Source organism: Ruminococcus sp. D54t1_190329_F1 (assembly GCF_015551645.1).
Classification (GTDB): Bacteria; Bacillota; Clostridia; order Lachnospirales; family Lachnospiraceae; genus Blautia_A; species Blautia_A faecis.
Window position 1 is genome coordinate 31676 of sequence record NZ_JADNDC010000033.1, and the last position, 20008, is coordinate 51683.

18 protein-coding genes are annotated in these 20008 nt (G+C 45.2%); 15 read left to right on the forward strand and 3 right to left on the reverse strand.

Annotated features, from left to right (window positions below; genetic code table 11):
- The first annotated feature begins 45 nt into the window (after positions 1-45).
- The 13 genes from I2D69_RS14755 to I2D69_RS14815 all read left to right on the forward strand — a co-directional run bounded on the left by I2D69_RS14755 (position 46) and on the right by I2D69_RS14815 (position 11645).
- Positions 46-840 carry a CoB--CoM heterodisulfide reductase iron-sulfur subunit B family protein gene (locus I2D69_RS14755; RefSeq protein ID WP_173736132.1) on the forward strand — a complete coding sequence of 265 codons (795 nt, stop codon included), beginning with the start codon at positions 46-48 and terminating at the stop codon, positions 838-840.
- Positions 840-1241 carry a 4Fe-4S dicluster domain-containing protein gene (locus I2D69_RS14760; protein ID WP_173716025.1) on the forward strand — a complete coding sequence of 134 codons (402 nt, stop codon included), beginning with the start codon at positions 840-842 and terminating at the stop codon, positions 1239-1241. The genes I2D69_RS14755 and I2D69_RS14760 overlap by 1 nt, the downstream gene beginning before the upstream one ends.
- Before the next feature lie 7 nt (positions 1242-1248).
- Positions 1249-3237, forward strand: a complete 1989-nt coding sequence (locus I2D69_RS14765) for a CoB--CoM heterodisulfide reductase iron-sulfur subunit A family protein (RefSeq protein ID WP_195380140.1) — start codon at positions 1249-1251, stop codon at positions 3235-3237.
- A complete protein-coding gene (locus I2D69_RS14770; RefSeq protein WP_118578139.1) occupies positions 3228-3671 on the forward strand; it encodes a hydrogenase iron-sulfur subunit in 444 nt (147 codons plus the stop codon). Before I2D69_RS14765 ends, I2D69_RS14770 begins: the two co-directional genes overlap by 10 nt.
- The gene (locus tag I2D69_RS14775; RefSeq protein WP_148461090.1) at positions 3659-4633 is read left to right on the forward strand and encodes a 4Fe-4S dicluster domain-containing protein; all 975 of its coding nucleotides are present in this window, start codon (positions 3659-3661) and stop codon (positions 4631-4633) included. The genes I2D69_RS14770 and I2D69_RS14775 overlap by 13 nt, the downstream gene beginning before the upstream one ends.
- Before the next feature lie 3 nt (positions 4634-4636).
- A complete protein-coding gene (locus I2D69_RS14780; protein WP_195380141.1) occupies positions 4637-5698 on the forward strand; it encodes a 4Fe-4S dicluster domain-containing protein in 1062 nt (353 codons plus the stop codon).
- Complete coding sequence (locus tag I2D69_RS14785) at positions 5698-6552, forward strand: FAD/NAD(P)-binding protein (protein ID WP_148461092.1); 855 nt, start codon at positions 5698-5700, stop codon at positions 6550-6552. The genes I2D69_RS14780 and I2D69_RS14785 overlap by 1 nt, the downstream gene beginning before the upstream one ends.
- A gap of 39 nt (positions 6553-6591) precedes the next feature.
- Entirely contained in the window at positions 6592-6924 is a 333-nt protein-coding gene (locus I2D69_RS14790) for a DUF3784 domain-containing protein (RefSeq protein ID WP_195380142.1), read from the forward strand.
- A 32-nt stretch (positions 6925-6956) separates the two neighbouring features.
- Positions 6957-7631, forward strand: a complete 675-nt coding sequence (locus I2D69_RS14795) for a 2Fe-2S iron-sulfur cluster-binding protein (RefSeq protein WP_118578143.1) — start codon at positions 6957-6959, stop codon at positions 7629-7631.
- Between the two features lie 15 nt (positions 7632-7646).
- Positions 7647-9260, forward strand: coding sequence for an FAD-dependent oxidoreductase (locus tag I2D69_RS14800; protein WP_118578144.1), 1614 nt, complete (start codon positions 7647-7649; stop codon positions 9258-9260).
- A gap of 127 nt (positions 9261-9387) precedes the next feature.
- Positions 9388-10230 (forward strand): fumarate hydratase, encoded by an 843-nt coding sequence (locus tag I2D69_RS14805; RefSeq protein WP_148461094.1) that lies wholly within the window; start codon positions 9388-9390, stop codon positions 10228-10230.
- 2 nt (positions 10231-10232) lie between these two features.
- Positions 10233-10799 carry a Fe-S-containing hydro-lyase gene (locus I2D69_RS14810; protein WP_118578146.1) on the forward strand — a complete coding sequence of 189 codons (567 nt, stop codon included), beginning with the start codon at positions 10233-10235 and terminating at the stop codon, positions 10797-10799.
- Between the two features lie 156 nt (positions 10800-10955).
- Positions 10956-11645 (forward strand): YoaK family protein, encoded by a 690-nt coding sequence (locus I2D69_RS14815; RefSeq protein WP_118578147.1) that lies wholly within the window; start codon positions 10956-10958, stop codon positions 11643-11645.
- Positions 11646-11801: 156 nt separating this feature from the next.
- On the opposite strand, the gene I2D69_RS14820 is transcribed toward I2D69_RS14815, so the two are convergent.
- Positions 11802-13193: a sodium-dependent transporter gene (locus I2D69_RS14820; protein WP_195380143.1), complete on the reverse strand. Its 1392-nt coding sequence runs from the start codon at positions 13191-13193 to the stop codon at positions 11802-11804.
- A 491-nt stretch (positions 13194-13684) separates the two neighbouring features.
- On the opposite strand from I2D69_RS14820, the gene pflB reads away from it, so the two are divergent.
- Positions 13685-15940, forward strand: coding sequence for a formate C-acetyltransferase (pflB, locus tag I2D69_RS14825; RefSeq protein ID WP_173718182.1), 2256 nt, complete (start codon positions 13685-13687; stop codon positions 15938-15940).
- Between the two features lie 105 nt (positions 15941-16045).
- The gene (gene pflA, locus I2D69_RS14830) at positions 16046-16774 is read left to right on the forward strand and encodes a pyruvate formate-lyase-activating protein (protein ID WP_148461098.1); all 729 of its coding nucleotides are present in this window, start codon (positions 16046-16048) and stop codon (positions 16772-16774) included.
- Between the two features lie 341 nt (positions 16775-17115).
- Here pflA and recQ read toward each other — a convergent pair whose 3' ends face one another.
- Both recQ and I2D69_RS14840 read right to left on the reverse strand, forming a co-directional pair.
- Positions 17116-19053: a DNA helicase RecQ gene (gene recQ / locus I2D69_RS14835; RefSeq protein ID WP_207741820.1), complete on the reverse strand. Its 1938-nt coding sequence runs from the start codon at positions 19051-19053 to the stop codon at positions 17116-17118.
- 113 nt (positions 19054-19166) lie between these two features.
- Positions 19167-19715 (reverse strand): TetR/AcrR family transcriptional regulator, encoded by a 549-nt coding sequence (locus I2D69_RS14840; RefSeq protein ID WP_118578150.1) that lies wholly within the window; start codon positions 19713-19715, stop codon positions 19167-19169.
- Between the last annotated feature and the right edge of the window lie 293 nt (positions 19716-20008).

Below are 20008 nucleotides of genomic sequence, written 5' to 3' on the forward strand. Positions count from 1 at the left end.
AGAAAAGCACATTTAGTGAACAGTGACAAGAAAGGAACAAGAAGCATGAAGTACAGTTATTATCCAGGATGTACCCTGAAGAATAAGGCAAAAGATCTGGATGCCTATGCCAGAGCTTCTGCAAAAGCACTGGGCTTCGAAATGGAAGAGATAGAAGACTGGCAGTGCTGCGGCGGCGTATATCCTCTTGGCAGCGATGAGATTGCCACCAAACTTTCTTCCGTCCGGGCTTTAAATGACGCAAAAGAAAAAGGACAGGATCTGATCACAGTCTGTTCAGCCTGTCATCATGTGCTCAAACGTGTGAACGACGACATGAAAAACGTGGACGACATCCGCACCAGAGCAAATAATTATCTGAAACTGGATACTCCATATGAAGGAGAGACAAATGTCCTTCATTATCTGGAAGTACTCCGTGATGAAGTTGGATTTGATGAGATTAAAAAGAAAGTGGTAAATCCTTTAACCGGCAAAAAAATCGGTGCATATTATGGCTGCCTTCTTTTAAGACCAGGAAAGATCATGTCATTTGATAATCCGGAGAATCCAACCATTATGGAAGACTTCATCCGTGCCCTTGGCGCAGAACCTGTGGTATACCCATACCGCAATGAGTGCTGCGGTGGCTACATTTCCCTGAAAGAAAAAGAAATGGCACAGAATATGTGCGAGAAAATCATGGACAGTGCAAAGGGCTTTGAAGCAGATATGCTGATCACAGCCTGTCCACTTTGCATGTATAACCTGAAAAAGAACGGAACCGGCGATCTTCCTGTTTACTATTTTACAGAACTTCTTGCAGAAGCTCTCGGAGTAAAAGAGGAGGTGGCGAAGTAATGGCTTATACATATGGAAATACTCAGAATGCGGCAGAGCGAATCAAAGAAATTTCCGGAGTAAATCCCCTGAAATGTATGAAATGCGGAAAATGCTCCGCAACCTGTCCTGCATTTAACGAGATGGATATCAAGCCTCACCAGTTTGTAACTTATGTACAGAACGGCGATATTGAAGCACTGGCACAGTCAAAATCCCTTTGGAAATGTCTTTCCTGTTTTGCATGCGTGGAGCGTTGCCCAAGAGATGTAAAACCGGGAAAACTGATCGATGCAGCCAGACAGCTGGTTGTCCGTGAGCGTGAACAGAACTATCTGACCGCAGACGAAATTCCGGAGCTGCTTGATGAAGACACACCGCAGCAGCTGTTGGTAAGTGCATTCAGAAGATACAGGAGGTGAAAAACAGGTGCAGAGAATAGGTGTATTCGTATGTCATTGTGGTACCAATATTGCAGCCACAGTTGATGTAAAAAAAGTAGTAGAGATGGCAGAAAAAGAGCCGGGCGTTGTTCATGCGGAAGATTATCAGTACATGTGCTCTGAAGCAGGACAGGCCAAGATCATTAACGCCATCCATGAAAAAAATCTGACAGGAATCGTAGTCTGTTCCTGTTCCCCGCGTATGCATGAGGCTACCTTTAGAAAGGCAGCACAGAAAGCGGGCTTAAACCCATATATGGTAGAGATTGCCAATATCCGTGAGCATTGCTCCTGGATCCACAAGGATATGGAAGAGGCTACCTTAAAGGCAGTGATCCTTGCAAGAGCCGCAATCGCAAAAGTAAATCTGGATGCTCCTCTTCAGCCAGGCGAGAGCCTTGTAACCAAACGAGCTCTTGTAATCGGCGGAGGTATTGCCGGAATCCAGTCAGCCCTTGACATTGCAGAGGCTGGTTATGAGGTCGATATTGTGGAGAAGCTTCCAAGTATTGGTGGAAGAATGTCCCAGCTGGACAAAACCTTCCCAACTCTGGACTGCTCTGCATGTATCCTCACCCCGAAGATGGTAGAGGCAGCAGCACATGAGAAAATCAACATCTATACATACAGTGAAGTTGAGAAGGTAAGCGGCTTTGTAGGTGACTTCACCGTTGATATCCGCAAGAAAGCAAGAAGCGTGGATATGAGTAAATGTACCGGATGTGGCGTTTGTTCTGAGAAATGTCCGTCCAAGAAAAATCCAAACGAATTTAACCGCGGTCTGAACAACAGAAGTGCTATCTATATTCCGTTCGCTCAGGCTATCCCAAATGTTCCGGTAATCGACCGCGAGCATTGTACCAAATTCAAAACCGGAAAATGCGGTGTCTGCTCCAAGGTTTGTGCTGCAGGTGCAATTGATTATGAGCAGAAGGATGAAATTGTTACACAGAAATACGGTGCAATCGTGGTTGCAACCGGTTTTGACGTGATTCCGCTGGATAAATATGATGAGTACGCTTACAGCCAGAGTAAGGACGTTATCACCTCTCTTGAGCTTGAGCGTATCATGAATGCAGCAGGACCTACAAAGGGTCATCTTGAGAGACTTTCCGATGGAAAAGCTCCGAAAAACATTGTATTTGTACAGTGTGTGGGAAGCCGCTGCTCTGATGAAAGAGGGAAGAGCTACTGCTCCAAGATCTGCTGTATGTACACTGCAAAACATGCAATGCTGATCCGTGACAAATACCCGGATACAAATGTTACTGTTTTTTACATTGACGTTCGTACTCCAGGCAAAAACTTCGATGAGTTCTACAGAAGAGCTGTTGAAGATTACGGTGTAAATTATGTAAAAGGCCAGGTTGGAAAGGTAATCCCACAGCCGGATGGAACTCTTATGGTTCAGGCTTCTGACCTGCTTGAAAATAAACAGATCCTTATGGAGGCTGATATGGTGGTTCTTGCAGCTGCCATCGAGCCAAACAAGGATGTAAGAAAAATTGCAACTATGCTTACCGCAAGTATTGATACCAACAATTTCCTCACAGAAGCACATGCAAAGCTTCGTCCGGTAGAGTCCCCTACAGCTGGTATTTTCCTTTCCGGTGTCTGCCAGGGACCAAAGGATATTCCGGAGACAGTTGCACAGGCTGGCGCAGCAGCAGTAAAGGCAATCGGCCTTCTTGCAAAAGACAAGCTGACCACCAACCCATGTACCGCACATTCTGACGAACTTCTTTGCAACGGATGCTCCCAGTGTGCAAATGTGTGTCCGTATGGTGCGATTTCCTATGAGGAAAAACAGGTAAATGACCACGGAATCCGTGAGACAAGAAGAATTGCTGTTGTAAACAATGCTCTTTGCCAGGGCTGTGGTGCATGTACCGTAACCTGCCCGTCCGGAGCAATGGATCTCCAGGGATTCTCCAACAGACAGATTTTAGCGGAGGTAGATGCAATATGTCGATAGAAGCAAAAGAAGAATTCAGACCGAAGATCGTGGCATTCTGCTGCAACTGGTGCAGCTACGCAGGTGCAGACCTTGCAGGAAGCAGCCGTCTTTCTTATCCGGCTGATGTAAAGATCATCCGCGTACCATGCTCCTGCCGTGTAAATCCAATGTTCATCCTCCGTGCCTTCGAAAAAGGTGCTGACGGCGTGATCATGTGCGGCTGCCATCCGGGAGACTGCCACTACACAACCGGAAACTATTATGCGAGAAGACGTATGACACTTCTTTTCTCCATGCTGGACTTCATTGGTGTGGAAAATGGCCGTACCCGTGTTGAGTGGGTATCTGCCGCAGAAGGTGTAAAATTCTCCCAGACCATGAATGAATTTGTGGAAAAAATCCATTCTCTGGGTAAAAACGTCAGATTGGAGGATTTAAGATGCAGGAACTGATCGCTCGTGCAAAAGAACTGCTGGCTGATGGAACCGTAACACGTGTTCTTGGCTGGAAAGCCGGAGACCTGCCTTACAATCCGGAAGCAGCATATTTCGAAACAGCAGAAAGCCTGGACGAATTTGTCTATAATGGTTTCTGCGGACAAAACTTAAGTAAAATGATGATCGAGGCTTCCAAATTAGAGGGAAAAACTCTTGTCTGTCTGAAGCCTTGTGATACCTACAGCTTCAACCAGCTGATCAAGGAACACCGTGTAGACCGTGAAAAAGCCTACATTATCGGTGTTGGCTGTAAAGGCAAGCTGGATGTGGAGAAGCTTCGTAAAATGGGCATCAAGGGAATCCAGAGCATTTCCGGCGCTGAGCTTACCGATGATTGTGAAATACTTAACGTTTCCACAATCTACGGTGACAAAACAGTTGCTTACAAGGATGCAATGCTGGAGCGCTGCCATGTATGCAAAGGAAAAGAGCATATGATCTATGATGAGATCATCGGCGAATCCAAGGATACAAAGGATGCAGACCGTTTCGCAGAAGTGGAGAAAATTGAGAAAATGAGCCCGGAAGAGCGTTTCGCATTTTTCCAGAAGGAGCTCAGTAAATGTATCCGCTGTAATGCATGCCGTAATGCATGTCCAGCCTGCAGCTGTCGTAAATGTGTATTCGACAGCACCAAGTTTGACAGTGCGCAGAAGGCAAATGTGGATTCCTTTGAAGAAAAAATGTTCCACATTATCCGTGCATTCCACGTTGCAGGAAGATGTACAGACTGCGGTGAGTGCAGCCGTGTCTGCCCACAGGGGATTCCGCTTCATCTGTTTAACCGTAAGTTCATCAAGGATATTGATACCTTCTACGGCGAATATCAGGCAGGAGCAGATGCTGAGTCAAAAGGCCCGCTGACCAGCTTTACATTTGATGATGTAGAGCCAGGTGTAGTGGCAGAAAGGGGATAATGTATGTATAAGATTGAAAAAGAAAATCTGGAAGCATTATTCCGGAAAATCGCAGAAAGCCAGGATCTGATCCTTCCGATCAAAAAGGCAGGACAGACCAACTTCGGCCTTTGGAATGAAGGAGAAGAGGCAGACCTTGAGACATTGAAAACCGTAAAATCCGGCAAAGATGCCTTTTTCCCACAGAGCGAAACACTTTACACCTGTGTTCGTGCTGGAAAGAAGCTGACCGTAGAGCCGGAAGAGCTGAGAAGCCGTCCGTTCGTTGTATTTGGCATGAAGGCCTGCGATGTAAAAGGGGTTGCAGTTCTGGATAAGGTTTTTCTTGCTGATCCTGTTGATACTTTCTATGCAGCAAGAAGAGACCATGGAACTATCGTTGCCCTGGCTTGTCATGAGCCGGAGGAATCCTGTTTCTGTAAGGTTTTTGGAACAGATGCAGCAGATCCGGAAGCAGACGCCGATGGAAAAGGAATTGCCGATGTAGCAGCCTGGATGGTGGAGGGAAGCCTTTACTGGAAAGCCCTTACGGAAAAAGGAGAGGCTCTTACAGAAGCTGTAAAAGAACTTCTTACCCCGGCTGACGGCGATCAGGCAAAAGTGGATGCTGAAAAAGAAGCAATCCATAACATTGTAGAAAAGCTTCCATATACACATCTTTCTCTGGAAGGATGGGATGGAAATGCTACAGATGCGAAGTTTAATTCTCCTGTCTGGGAGACTTTATATAAACCATGCCTGGCATGCGGAACCTGTACCTTTGTATGTCCGACCTGCCAGTGCTATGACATCAAGGATTACGACACAGGACACGGTGTAAAGCGTTACCGCTGCTGGGATTCCTGTATGTATTCCGATTTCACAATGATGGCTCACGGAAACAACCGTACCAGCCAGTTGCAGAGATTCCGTCAGAGATTTATGCACAAGCTTGTATATTTCCCTGCTAATAACAACGGTATGTACTCCTGTGTAGGCTGTGGCCGCTGCGTGGAAAAATGTCCGTCATCTTTAAATATCGTGAAGGTGATTAAGGCTTTTGAAAAGCATGGAGGTGAAAAGTAATGAGCGAGTGTACTTGTCATAAAAATTATACTCTGGATACTCTGATTCCACAGGTTGGTGTGATCACAAATATTCATGAGGAGACTCCGGATGTAAAAACATTCTGTGTAACAGCACCGGATGGAGGAAAGCTTTTTGAGCATATGCCAGGCCAGTGCGCTATGGTCTGCGCCCCAGGTGTAAGCGAAGGTATGTTTTCCATTACTTCCTCTCCTACAAATAAAGAGTATCAGGAATTCAGTATTAAGAAATGTGGTGAGCTGACCTCTTATCTTCACAGCCTTCAGGTGGGAGATGAGATCACAGTACGTGGACCATATGGTAACCATTTTCCGGTAGAGGATAAGCTGAAAGGCAAAAATCTTCTGTTTATTGCCGGTGGTATCGGTCTTGCACCACTTCGTTCCGTAATCAACTACGTTCTTGACAATCGCGATGACTATGGCACTGTAGATATTCTCTACGGTTCCCGTTCCGCAGATGATCTTGTAAAATTAAAAGAGATCCAGGAAGTGTGGATGAATGCAAAAGACGTAAACGTCTACCTGACCATCGACCGTGAGCAGGAAGGCTGGGACGGACATGTAGGCTTCGTACCAACCTATTTGAAAGAAATCGGCTTCGACACCAACAAAGTCGCATTAGTCTGCGGACCGCCGATCATGATCAAATTCGTACTTCAGGGCCTTGAGGAGCTTGGATTTACAAGAACTCAGGTTTATACAACACTGGAGCTTCGTATGAAGTGCGGTATTGGTAAATGCGGACGTTGCAACATTGGATCTAAATATGTCTGCAAAGACGGTCCGGTATTTAGAATGGACGAGATTGACCAGTTACCTGACGAGTACTAAGTAAACCCAAAAGTTTCAGTAAATACAAGGGGGATTTTTATGACATTGGCAGATACAGCTCATGGATCAGACTGGATACTCTGGGGCGTCTTTGCTGTCTTTGTAATTTTGACCACTGCTTTACTAAGTGGTCATGGCAGCAAATTTATTTCTGGCTATAACACTGCTTCAAAAGAAGAGAAAGCCAGATATGATGAGAAAAAGCTGTGCCGTGTATACGGAATTGGAATGGGCGTGATCGCTATTCTCCTTCTGATAACCGGACTATTTGAAAGCTTTTTGCCATCCAGTTTTGTTTATGTGCTATTAGTTTTAATTGTCATAGATGTTGTAATTATTATTATCCTGAGTAACACAATTTGTAAGAGATAGAGTTAGACAATCAGAAGAAAGGAACTCCCAAAATGGAAAATATGGTAAACGTATATTTCTTCGGTAAAAAATACACCGTACCAGCTGACCTGACCATTATGACGGCCATGGAATATGCCGGATACACTTTAAAACGCGGCTGCGGCTGCCGTCACGGCTTCTGCGGCGCCTGCGCCACAATCTACAGAATCAAAGGCGACAACGAACTGAAAACCTGTCTTGCCTGTCAGACGCAGGTACAGGAAGGCATGTATGTAGCAAGCATCCCGTTCTTCCCTACAGACAAGAGACTCTACAACATCGAAGACCTTCAGCCAAACCAGCAGGTCATGATGGAGCTCTACCCGGAAATTTACAGCTGTATCGGCTGTAACGCATGTACAAAAGCATGTACCCAGGGCTTAAATGTAATGCAGTACATCGCATATGCACAGAGAGGCGAGCTTGAGAAATGTGCAGAAGAATCCTTTGACTGCGTAAGCTGCGGATGCTGTTCCGTAAGATGTCCGGCAGGTATCTCTCACCCGATGGTAGGTCTTCTTGCAAGACGTCTCACAGGAAAATACATTGCTCCTAAGAGTGAGCATCTTGAAAAACGTGTAGAAGAGATCCATGAAGGCAAATACGATGATCTGATCGAGCAGATCATGCAGAAACCGATCACAGACATGGAAGAACTTTATAACAACAGAGAAATTGAGAAATAAGGAGGGCATAAAAACATGTACGCACCATATCCAGAAAATATGATGGAATCCATCAAAAAGGTAGAGGCTACAAGAGCACAGCGTATGGCAACAGAGCCAAGACGTCTGAGCGCTGATGAGAAAGATGCTCTTCTTAAGAAATTCCATCCAGACTATAACCCGGATGCATTTGCAGAAATCAAAGTAGGACCAAACAAAGGACAGAAGGCACCGCTGGAGCTGGCAGAAATGCTTCACTCCGAAAGCCGTCTTCTGAATGAAAAAATTGACCTTAACAAAATCGATTATGATGTAGATGTACTTGTAATCGGCGGCGGCGGTGCAGGCTCCTCCTGTGCCATCGAAGCACACAATGCAGGTGCCAACGTTATGATCGTGACCAAGCTTCGTATCGGTGATGCCAACACCATGATGGCAGAAGGCGGAATCCAGGCAGCTGACAAAGAAAACGATTCTCCTGTACAGCATTATCTGGACTGCTTCGGCGGCGGACATTTTGCTGCAAAGCCAGAGCTGGTAAAGAGACTTGTAATGGAAGCTCCGGATGCAATTAAATGGCTGAACGATCTTGGCGTTGAGTTCGATAAAGAAGACGATGGAACCATGATCACCACACACGGTGGCGGAACCTCCAGAAAGAGAATGCATGCTGCAAAGGATTATTCCGGATCTGAAATCATGCGTACTATCCGTGACGAGGTTCTGAACCTTGGCATTCCGGTAGTAGAATTTACTTCCGCTGTGGAGCTTCTGAAAGATGAAAAAGGACAGACAGCAGGTGCTGTTCTTCTTAACATGGAAACCGGCGATTACTCCGTCGCAAGAGCAAAAACAGTTGTCATTGCAACCGGCGGAGCAGGAAGAATGCACTATCAGGGATTCCCTACCTCTAACCACTACGGCGCAACCGCAGATGGTCTTGTACTTGGTTACCGAGCAGGTGCTTCCCTTCTTTATCAGGATTCCATCCAGTACCATCCAACTGGTGCCATTTATCCGTCCCAGATCCTTGGCGCACTGGTAACAGAGAAAGTTCGTTCCGTTGGCGCGCAGCTTGTAAATGCAAACGGAGAAGCCTATATTCACCCTCTGGAAACCCGTGACGTCAATGCTTCCGGTGTTATCCGTGAGTGTGAGGAAGGTCGTGGCGTAGAGGTTCCTGGCGGACTGAAAGGTGTATGGCTGGATACTCCGATGATTGAGATCCTTGGAGGAGAGGGAACTATTGAGAAGAGAATCCCGGCAATGTTCCGTATGTACATGAACTACGGCGTTGACATGAGAAAAGTGCCGATCGTGATCTATCCTACTCTTCACTACCAGAACGGTGGTCTGGAAATCGATGGAGACGGATTTACCAAAGAAATCCCGAACCTTCTGGTTGCAGGAGAAGCTGCAGGCGGAATCCATGGAAGAAACAGACTGATGGGTAACTCTCTTCTGGACGTAATCGTATTCGGAAGAAATGCCGGTAAAAAGGCAGCTGCAAAATGCAAAGAGGTAGAGCTGGGAGAAATGAACCTGGATCATATTTACGCATATGAGAAAGAGTTAAAAGCAGCAGGAGCAGAGACCGATAAAGTATCTCCGTTACTGCTTCCAAACTATGCCCGTCATGAGCAGAGATAATAACCAGATAGTTAAAAAGAACTTCCGGTACCGTTAAATTGCCGGTATCGGAAGCTTTTTATATAATGTGAAAGGATATGTCGCCTTTTGGCGGTATGCCATAAATGAAAGAAGGGAGCTTACCAAAATGCGTGAAGTAGAAGTAAGCAGACTTACAGACGTCATCGAAAAACTCTGTATCGAAGCAAACGAACATCTTCCGGAAGACGTAAAATGCGCTATCAAAACATGTCGCGCATGCGAAGACGGAGAGATTGCCAAGGGTATTCTTGACAATATTATCGAGAATTTTGATATTGCAGATAACGAAAATGTACCGATCTGTCAGGATACAGGAATGGCATGTGTGTTCCTGGAAATCGGACAGGATGTGCACTTTGTTGGCGGAGATCTTACTGATGCCATCAATGAAGGTGTACGCCGCGGATATACAAACGGATATCTTCGCAAATCTGTTGTAAAAGATCCTGTACGTCGTGGAAACACAGGAGACAATACACCGGCTATGATTTATACAGAAATCGTTCCTGGCGATAAAGTGAAGATCACAGTGGGCCCGAAAGGCTTCGGAAGTGAGAATATGAGTATGATTCGTATGTTCAAGCCATCTGCAGGACTTCAGGGAATCAAAGATTTCATTCTGGAAGTCGTTGAGACAGCAGGCCCGAATCCATGCCCTCCGATGGTTGTAGGGGTTGGAATCGGCGGAACCTTTGACAAATGTGCTCTTCTTGCAAAGAAGGCACTGATGCGTCCTCTGGATTCCCACAATCCTGATCCATTCTATGCAGAGCTGGAAGATGAAATGCTGGAGAAAGTAAACAAGCTTGGAATCGGACCACAGGGCTTTGGCGGAAAAACCACAGCCATCGGCCTGAACATTGAGACAATGCCTACTCACATTGCGGGAATGCCATGTGCAGTCAACATCAACTGCCACGTTACCCGCCACAAAACGGAGGTGATCTGATCATGGAAAGAAGACATATTACACTGCCTCTGACGGAAGAACTGGCAAAAACCCTTCACGCAGGAGATCAGGTTCTCCTTACCGGAACCATCTACACATCCCGTGACGCAGGTCACAAGCGTATGTGTGAGGCTCTTGCAAAAGGCGAAAAGATTCCTTTTGATCCAACAGATGCAACTATTTATTATGTAGGTCCAACTCCTGCAAAACCAGGTCAGGTCATCGGATCTGCCGGACCAACTACCAGCGGCCGTATGGATGCCTACGCACCAACCATGATGTCTGTAGGAGCCCGCGGAATGATCGGCAAAGGAGCGCGTTTGCCTGAAGTAGTAGAAGCCATGAAAAAATATCACGGTGTTTACTTCGGAGCCATCGGCGGTGCCGGCGCCCTTCTTGCCAAATGTATCAAAAAAGCGGAGCTTATCGCATACGAGGATCTGGGCGCAGAAGCTCTCCGTAAGCTTTACGTAGAAGATATGCCCCTTGTAGTCATTATTGACAGCGAAGGCAACAATCTTTATGAAGAGGGAAGAAAAGAGTATCTGGAAGCGCATAAAGAAAACTAATAATTGTGACGGAAATCCTGCAGAAAGTCTTTTTCAAATACGCTCCAGGCATATAAGATATATATACTCCACATATCAAAATAGATGTTTACAGAAAGCATTATTTATTCTATAATCTGAAGATATGTATACGAAAGACGAAAGAAGGAGCTTATTATGGACCATCATAAAAGGGTACAGACCTCAGAAGCATTCATAAACAGTGCATTCCTTGCAGTGTCAGGAGGATTTCAGGATGCCTATACCTATTTTACCCGCGATGGCGTTTTCTCCAACGCCCAGACCGGAAACGTGGTACTGATGAGTGAGCGGTTTATGAACGGCGAAGTGAAAGCAGGATTGCATTATCTCATTCCCCTGACCGCATTCTTTCTTGGAGTTCTGTTAGCGGAACGCATTCAGGAAAAATTCCGCTATGCCAGACGCCTTCACTGGCGCCAGGGAATCCTTCTGGTAGAGATCATCCTGCTGTTTCTGGTTGGCTTCATCCCAGGGAACCTGAACGTGCTTGCCACCACCCTGGTATCCTTCTCCTGCGCCCTTCAGGTGCAGACCTTCCGAAAGGTTGAAGGAAATGCCTATGCCAGCACCATGTGTATCGGAAATCTGAGAAGCGGCACTGCCGCTCTTTCCGCTTACATGCGTGAAAGAAAGCCACGCCTGCTTCGTCAGGCCTTATGCTACTTCGCCATTATTTTCCTGTTTGCCATTGGCGCAGGAATTGGCGGCAGACTTTCAATGGCTTACGGCGAAAGAGCCATCTGGGTATCCAGCATCCTGCTTCTCATCAGCTTCCTTTTAATGTTTATTGAGGAAATCGAAGAGGCAGAACACCGCTGGCAGTGAGAAATTAATAAAGCTTCAGTATCTTTACAATTACAAATTATAAAAAACATCCAGTCTCCATATAACGATGGCAGGCTGGATGTTTTTTACAATATAATCTTTCACAAATTGTGAGGCACATCTTGCAGAAAGTCTTCCTCAAACATGCTCTGCAGTTTAAGATAAAATCCCTGTAGACTGTAAAAACAGAATAAACATCATAACCGGTGCAACAAAGCGGATCATGACGCGGTACAATTTTTTCCTACGGAACTTATCCCCGCTTCTTTCCATTTCGCTAATCACATAATCCGGCGTTACGACCCAGCCGATGAGAATCGTGGAAAGCAGTGCAATAAACGGCATCATAACACTGTTGCTGATGTAATCCATAATATCAAGAAGCTGTCCTACAGAACCGTTCGGAAGCTTCACTTCCACATAGAAAATACTGTATCCTAAAGCGATAACTGCGGAAGCTGCAAGGTAGATCACAGATAAAACAAGAACTGTTTTTTTACGGCTGGTATGAAAAATTTCCATGCAGTTTGCAGTAATAGATTCCAGTACGGAAATACAGGAAGACAAGGTTGCAAAAATAGCAGTTACGAAAAACAGGATTCCTACGAAGGTACCAGCTTTTCCCATTGCAGAAAATACCTTTGGCAGGGAAATAAACATCAGGCTTGGTCCGGCACCCATTCCCTCAGTGCCGGAAAACACATATACAGCCGGGATGATCATGGCACCTGCAAGAAAGGCAACACCTGTGTCAAAAATTTCAATCTGATTGATCGCTTTGTTCAGGTTCACTTCAGGTTTTACATAGGAGCCGTAGGTGATCATAATTCCCATGGATACACTGAGTGAAAAGAACAGCTGGCTCATGGCATCCAGCAGAATCTGCAGAAAACGCTGCACAGTCAGTCCTTCAAGGTCCGGCGTCAGGTAGTAAAGAAATCCCTGTAAGCCGGTGCGAAGCTGACCGGAAGCATCCGTGTGTGAAATCGTAAGAGAATACACAGCAATCACTACAACCAGAACCAGTAGGACCGGCATCATCCATTTGGATACTTTTTCAATTCCCTTTTCCACGCCATTGTATACAATGAAAGCAGTAACACCCATGAAAAGCAGTGCGAAGATCACCGGTGAAGTGGAAGAGGTGATAAAGGCTGTAAAATAGTCATCTGCGGCAGCTGCCTGTGCCTGACCGGTTATGTATACCACCGCATATTTGGTAATCCATCCGCCGATGACCGCGTAATAGGTCATAATAAGCACTGGTACAAGGAAGGTAAGGATTCCCAGGAACTTCCATCTGGGACGCATCTGGGTATAGGCTCCGATGGCACTCTTCTGTGTACGCCGTCCGATGGCAATATCAGAGGTGAGAAGGGCAAATCCGAAGGTTAGTACCAGAATCAGGTAGATAATTAAAAATAAGCCGCCTCCGTCCTTTGCGGCAAGGTATGGGAATCTCCACAAATTTCCCACTCCTACAGCACTTCCGGCTGCAGCCAGGACAAAACCAAGCTGTCCTGAAAAATGGTTTGATTTCTTTTCCATTACATTTGTTTCCCCCTTAATGTTGTAAGAATAGGATAACATATGACAAGATAATAGTAAAACAAATACTTAAATTTTTAGCAAGCAGAAAGGAGTATAAGTTATTGTCCACTTCGTTCACAGCAACACGCTCCGCGATGGCATTGAACATGGCGATACAGATAAGACCATCGAGAGCTTCACGAAAATTCATTCGTTAAGCGATAGCCCCTTCAATTAAGTTGATAAAATTTAACAAAGTATATCGAGAATATTTCTCTGTATTTACTACAGTGAAAATGGGACTTACAAATGGAAAAATGAATTAAAGTACAGAATATAGGACTTATATATAGGGAAATCCATTTTTTACCAGATAAATTGTACTTTATTAAAAGCATTCCCCAAACCGATTGACTAAGAAATAACAATCTCGTATACTACAATCGTTAAACTAATAACAATTCTTCAATATACGCGGAGAACTATAAAATAAAGAAAGAGGTACAAGAATGAAAGATTTTGCACAGTGGGAAGGCTTCGAAGGAAGTCGTTGGAAAGAACAGATTAACGTTCGTGATTTTATCCGTCACAATTATACCCCTTATGACGGAGACGATTCTTTCCTGGAAGGCCCGACCGAGGCTACTGACAAACTGTGGGGAAAGCTGCAGGAGCTGCAGAAAGCAGAGCGTGCCAACAATGGTGTGCTTGACATGGAGACAAAGGTTGTCACAGGCCTGACCGCATACGGACCAGGATATATTTCTGAAGACCTGAAGGATCTTGAGAAGGTTGTAGGACTTCAGACAGACAAGCCTCTGAAACGTGCATTTATGCCATACGGCGGAATCAAAATGGCTGAGCAGGCATGCGAAATGTACGGCTACAAGGTAGATCCTCAGATCCACGATATGTTTACAAAATATGAGTTCAAAACACATAACCAGGGCGTTTTTGACATTTATACACCAGAAATGAAAAGAGCACGTCACAGCCACATCCTTACCGGACTTCCGGATACTTATGGACGTGGACGTATCGTTGGCGATTACAGACGTGTGGCTCTGTACGGTATTGACGCTCTGATCGCAGGCAAGGAGAAAGACTTTGCAGACAGCGACCGCCAGGGTATGAGACGTTATGATTTCCAGCTTCGTGAGGAAATCGCAGATCAGATCCGCGCTCTTAAAGGAATGAAAGAGATGGCAAAGGTCTATGGTTATGATATTTCAGAGCCTGCAAAGAATGCTCATGAGGCATTCCAGTGGCTGTACTTTGGATATCTTGCAGCAATTAAGACCCAGAATGGTGCTGCAATGAGTGTTGGACGTATCTCCACATTCCTTGATATCTATATTGAAAGAGACCTTAAGAATGGCGTGATCACTGAGAAAGAGGCACAGGAGCTTGTTGACCACATGGTAATGAAATTCCGTATGGTTAAATTTGCAAGAATTGAGTCCTACAACCAGCTGTTCTCCGGTGACCCGGTATGGGCAACTCTTGAGGTTGCAGGTATTGGTGTTGACGGACGCCATATGGTTACCAAGAATGACTATCGTTTCCTTCATACTCTTGAGGATATGGGACCGGCTCCGGAGCCAAACCTTACTGTTCTTTATTCTTCCAAGCTGCCGGAAAACTTCAAGAAATATGCTGCTAATATTTCTGTTACAACAAGTTCTATCCAGTATGAGAACGATGATGTTATGCGTCCGGTATGGGGCGATGATTATTCTATCTGCTGCTGTGTATCTGCAACTGAGACTGGTAAGGAAATGCAGTTCTTTGGAGCTCGTGCAAATCTTGCAAAATGCCTCCTTTACGCGATCAACGGTGGTGTGGATGAGAAGTTAAAGACTCAGGTAGGACCGGAGTACAAGCCGATCACTTCCGAGTATCTTGATTATGATGAGGTTATGCAGAAATATGACCAGATGATGGACTGGCTGGCTCATCTGTATGTAGGAACTCTGAACATGATCCACTATATGCATGATAAATATTACTATGAGGCAGCTGAGATGGCGCTTATCGATACAAAGGTTGAGCGTTCTTTTGCAACAGGTATTGCTGGATTTTCACATGTAGTAGATTCTCTGTCTGCTATTAAGTATGCGAAGGTAAAAGCTATCCGTGATGAGGATGGAATTACCACTGATTTCCAGGTTGAGGGTGATTTCCCACGCTACGGTAATGATGATGACAGAGCAGATGAGATTGCAAGAAATCTGCTTTCCACCTTCATGGATAAACTGAAACACATCCATACCTACCGTGATTCCAAGCCAACCACTTCTATTCTTACCATTACCTCTAACGTTGTTTATGGTAAAGCTACCGGAGCTCTTCCGGATGGAAGAAAGGCTGGAGAGCCTCTGGCACCTGGTGCAAACCCATCCTACGGCGCAGAGCAGAACGGACTTCTTGCTTCCCTGAACTCTGTTGCAAAGCTTGACTATGAGGATGCACTGGATGGAATTTCCAATACACAGACCATTAATCCGGAAGCTCTTGGACATAGTGATGAAGAGCGTACAGATAATCTGGTACATGTACTGGACGGATATTTCAACCAGGGTGCACATCACCTGAACGTAAATGTATTTGGCAAAGAGAAACTGATCGATGCTATGGAGCATCCGGAAAAAGAGGAGTATGCAAACTTCACTATCCGTGTTTCCGGTTATGCAGTTAAGTTTATCGATCTGACAAGAGAGCAGCAGCTGGATGTTATTGCCAGAACCTGCCACGACAGAATGTAAGTCTGATATTTTAAAATAGTATCGGCGAAACAAAAGGGCATGCAATACAATATATGTTAGAGGTTGCATGTCCTTTTTATAAATATGAATGCAAAGGAATTAGAAATGTTAAAAGGCTATGTTCATTCTCTGGAGAGCTTCGGGTCTGTGGACGGACCTGGAGTGAGATATGTGATTTTTCTTTCTGGCTGTGCTATGCGTTGTCAGTTCTGCCATAATCCGGATACCTGGAATATGACAGATGGAAAAGAGTACACTACGGATCAGCTTTTGAAGACAGCACTTCGGTTTAAGTCTTACTGGGGAGATAAGGGTGGTATCACGGTGAGCGGCGGGGAACCACTTTTGCAGATGGATTTTCTCACAGAGCTTTTCCGTAAGGCAAAGGAAGCGGGAGTCCATACTACTTTGGATACCAGCGGAAATCCTTATACGACTAAGGTGCCGTGGCATTCTAAGTGGCTGGAGCTGATGAAGTATACAGATCTTCTGCTTCTGGATATCAAGCAGATCAATGAGCAGGAGCATGTGAAGCTTACCGGGCAGACCAATGCGAATATTCTTGCCATGGCCCGTGAGCTTTCGGATATGGGTAAGCCTGTTTGGATCCGGCATGTGTTAGTACCGGGGGGCAGTGACAAGGATGAGTATCTGCACCAGCTGGCGGATTTTATCCATACACTGAAAAACGTTGAGCGCGTGGAAGTTCTTCCGTATCATACTCTTGGCATTTTTAAATGGGAAAAGCTGGGGATTCCTTATCCGCTGGAGGGCGTGAAACCTCCTACGCAGGAGAGGATTGATAATGCCAGACGGATTCTTGGGGCGATTTAAGAGCGTGAAAGAAAGTAAATAAAACTCCTTAAGGGGAGGCCGTTGCGGACTGGAAATGAGTTCGCAATGGCCTCTTTTAAGTTGCTATTTAGTTGGTTAAAAGTTCTTCAGGAGGGACGCATTTGGACAATGTGTATTACTCACTCGCCGGCGCAACGCTACGATGAACTAATCGCTAACTGCGACTAAGGAGTTCCGGAGAGCCGTCACTCCTAAGTCTTCGTAAGCGCTGGATTTCATCTACGCTAAGGGCGCGCCTGAAATGGTTCGCTGGAGTAATACCCATTGCCCAAATGCTGTGTACTGGCTGGATGCCAACACCCTAAACAGCAATGTAATGTTTAATGATTAGTGGATAGAAACGAGGAGATTTTCTGTAAAAATCGCTGTCCATATTTCTTAAGCTTATTCTGTCCTACGCCGGATACGTTAAGCATTTCGTCCTCATTCTGGGGGAGTTTCTCGCACATGTCGATAAGGGTTTTGTCGGTGAAGACGATGTAGGGCGGGACGGATTCTTCTTTGGCAATTTGGAGGCGGAGCTGGCGTAAGGTCTCGAAAAGAGCGGAGTTACGGCTGGAGTTTGCGGCGGTGGTGCCAGCGGATGAACCCACTTTGAAAGCGGAAAAACTGTCTTTTTCGAATGGATTTTTGCGTTTCTTTGAGGCTGATATTTTCTCTTTTTCTTTGAATTTCTTTACTATAATTTTGATATTTTTTGTTTGTAAATCTGCGATGTTTCCTACTTTTAGGACACTATATTCGCCCTCAGTCTGAATGATATAGCCCATGCGGATCATCTGGCTTATAAGGAGCCGGAGGTCAGCTTCGGTGCGGTTTTCCAGTTTGGCATAGCAGTTGTAGGAGGTGGCACCGATGTCTTTCAGGCGGGCTTTTTTGGAGCCAAGGAGGGTGCCGGTTACAAGAGCCTGACCGTAGCGGCCGCGCATTTCGGTGATGCAGCTGATTACCAATTTGGCGTCCTGGGTCATGTCAAGTTCTTCAAATTCCTGGTGGCAGTTACCGCAATTGTCGCAGGGGGTATCTGTGGTTTCGCCGAAGTATTCCAGAATGTAATTGCGCAGGCAGGAGGTAGTCATGCAGTAGCCTTCCATAAGCTGGAGGCGGCGGGAATCCTGGCGCTTTACCTGGTCGATTTCCTGGAAATCCATGCCCTCGAAGTCTTTGCTTCCAAGAAGCAGTTTGCTGATCATCACATCCTGGGCGGAGAAGAGAATAATGCATTTAGCTGGTTCGCCGTCTCTTCCGGCACGTCCGGCTTCCTGGTAGTAGTTTTCCATGCTCTGAGGCATGTTGTAATGGATGACGAAGCGCACGTTGGACTTGTCAATTCCCATACCAAAGGCATTTGTGGCGATGACTACCTGAGCACGGTCGTAGATGAAATCATCCTGGCTTTTCTTGCGGATATCGTTGCTCATTCCAGCGTGGTAACGGGTTACAGAGACGCCTTGTTTCAATAATTTCTCATACAAAGTATCCACGTTTTTTCTGGTGGCACAGTAGATGATTCCACTTTCGTTTGGGTGGGTTTCTATGTAATTTTGGATAAAGATGTCCTTCTGCTTTCCAGTGAGATGTTCCACTTGATAATAGAGATTTTCTCTGTCAAAACCAGTGACAACAACGTTGGGATTCTTCAGTTTCAGGATCCTTGTAATGTCATTTTTTACCACTTCTGTTGCGGTGGCAGTGAAGGCACTGATGATCGGATTGCCAGGCAGCTGTTCCACAAAATCTATGATTTTTAAGTAACTTGGACGGAAATCCTGTCCCCATTGGGAGATACAGTGGGCCTCGTCTACAGTTACCATGGAGATAGGAGTATGTAGCGCGAAGCTTAGAAATGAAGCTGTTTCCAGTCGTTCTGGTGCTACGTAAATAATCTTATAGACACCTCGCGCAGCGAAAGAAAGAGCCTTATTAATCTGTCCCTCAGTCAGTGAGGAATTAATATAAGCCGCGTGAATTCCTGCTTCATTCAGAGATTTCACCTGATCCTGCATAAGTGAGATCAGCGGTGAAACCACCAATGTAATTCCTGGCAAAAGCAGCGCTGGAACTTGATAACAAAGGGATTTTCCGGCCCCTGTCGGCATAATTGCCAGAGCATCTCTTCCACTTAAAATGGTATCTATAATTTCTCCTTGTCCTTCCCGGAAGGAATCATATCCGAAGTAAGTTTTTAAAATTTGTAAGGGAGATACTGGTGGAGTACCAGAATTTATTTCTTGTATATTCGAATTGTTTGTTGTCAATTTATTGACCTCCTGCGATGAAAATAGGTAACTGTTTAGTAGTTGCAAAGTTGCACACTTCGAGGGTGCTTTTAGTTTTTATCATATTTAATGTTGCGTGCATTGAGGTGCTTTTATTTTTTTATCATTTTTAATGCTGCCTGCGCCGTCTTGCCTGTAAGTTCTGTAATACTGGAAAGCACTGGCACATCTCCATATTTTCGGTTTTCATAAAACGCATAATAACATCCATATAGAATGTAAGTGAGCATAATATTAATGTCCTTGTCATCCCGATATTGAGGGTAAGCTCCAAACACCAGCTCCTTTAAAGCTGCTTCAATTTTCTGCACCAGGCATTTACTCCTGCTTCCCGAAAACAAAATTCCAATCAGCGAATCCTTTGCCAGAAACCCCATAAACAGTTCCCTGGAAAAAAAAGCAGTATCGTCCAGTACTCTCTCCGGATGAGTGAGATTCTCCATAATTGATACCACAACTTCCGTTTCCAATGTATCCGAGAGATGATAAATATCCTGATAATGTGCATAAAATGTAGATTTATTGATCTGCGCTTTCTCACACAACTCCTTAATCGTAATCCTCTCCAGCTCCTTATGAGAACGCAACTCTATAAAAGCATTTATAATACTCTGTCTGGTTTTTTCAATTCTAATATCCATATAGCGTTATCCTTTATTTTAATTTGCTATTTAGTTGATTAAAAGTTCTTCAATGCGGACGCATTTGGACAATGTGTATTACTCACTCGCCGGCGCAACGCTCCAGCGAACTAATCGCTAACTGCGACTAATGCGTTCGGGAGAGCCCTCACGCATAAGTCTACGTAAGCGCTGGATTTCGCTTACGCTAAGAACGCGCCTGAAATGGCTCGCTGAAGTAATACACATTGCCCAAATGCTGTGTGTCGGCTGGAACTGAGGTTATTTAGGAACTTTTAACGAGGGGAGGGGGA